The sequence below is a fragment of the Mesorhizobium sp. M7A.F.Ca.US.005.03.1.1 genome, from assembly GCF_003997975.1.
Lineage (GTDB): Bacteria > Pseudomonadota > Alphaproteobacteria > Rhizobiales > Rhizobiaceae > Mesorhizobium > Mesorhizobium ciceri.
The window spans coordinates 1-1,299 of record NZ_RZRO01000213.1; the positions used below are offsets into that span (position 1 = coordinate 1).

Annotated in this window: 1 protein-coding gene; it reads right to left on the reverse strand. The window is 60.3% G+C overall.

All coding sequences use genetic code 11. From position 1 onward, the window contains the following. Positions 1 to 769: M23 family peptidase (locus EN990_RS35215; protein WP_127388580.1), on the reverse strand; the 769-nt coding region annotated here is incomplete at its 3' end. Positions 770 to 1,299 lie beyond the last annotated feature (530 nt).

Consider the following 1,299-nt stretch of genomic DNA (forward strand, 5'->3'; position numbering starts at 1 on the left):
GCGCACCGGGCACTTGGTCCTGCAAGTCGTCGCGCGTCCCGACCACGGTGCCGTCGGCAACGGCAAGGAGAGGCTTGCCATAGATGTGGTAGTTCGCAGGAACCTTAAGGTCGCCCACGACCAGCGTGTTGTTGTCGTCGATTTGCTCCCAGTCGATAGCGAAACGCTGGGCAAGGTAGAACTTGCCGTCGAGCGACAGCAGGGCGCGGACATGGCGGATGGAATCGCAGCAGCCGTCAGCCGCGACATAACCCTTGCCGCGCAAAGGCGGCCCAAGAGCCACCGGTGCCTTCGCAACGACGGCACCCTCGCCAATCGTCACCGTCATGTCGGCGCCGATGACCGCGAAAAACGCCGTGATCTCGTGGGTAATGCGAGCCGGAACCGCCGCGCCGTCCGCAAGCACGACATGCAGAAAGATGACGGCGAACTGATAGGCGGCCAACTCGCGGTTTTCGTTGCCGCGGCTTGCGCCCGGCGTGACGCGCGTGCGCAATTCATCCGGGCCGAGTTCTGCAAGCGGTGCTCCGCTGTCGGCATCGACGACCTTGAGCTTCTCGAAACGGACATCGCCGCCAGTGATATTCGTCACTGCCAGTTCGTAGACGATGTGACGCCTGCCGTCCGAGCCTGGAATCACATGCGGGGGAGCGATGATCTCCGCAACGAGTGGCGTGAGCTTCGGATTGTCGCTGGCAGCGTGCACCCCGGATGGAAATGTTGCCAACAACAGCACAAAGGTCGAAAGGAGCCAAATTGGAACCCGCATTCGAACGCGCCTCCTCTGCACACGCTGACTTTGCGACGCGAGGGTACGACAATGAAGGCCGGGAGCCAAGGTGGCGTGCGGCACATGGAAGATTCGCCGAACCTGGCGCAACCGCGGCCTCAAGTGTTATCGTTTGCATGTCTGGTTTACGGGAACTTTGCGGGCCTCTGATGACAGTTCAAATCAGCCGGCCGCCACAGCCAGGGGACAGGATGTGATTCTGTCGTCCCTGCTTGCGAGTACATTCAACAGACGAACTCGGTAGCAGCGGTGAATTGGCGGTAGCCCTCTACCGACTCGAACCCCCATAAATGCTTGGATCAAGGTTGCACCACAGCGGATCCAAAACACCCCGACCTCCTCCAGAGGGCCCGCATCTCGACGGGAGCCGCAAGACAGAAAATTCGAAAAGCTTCTAGGAAACCCAAGCAGACTGAACGGCGCTGCGGACAATGAGGTTTACGAATACACCGGCGAACATTCGCATTGGGGCGGTCAATATCGTCGGCAGAAGAGCGTCCGAAAGGGCT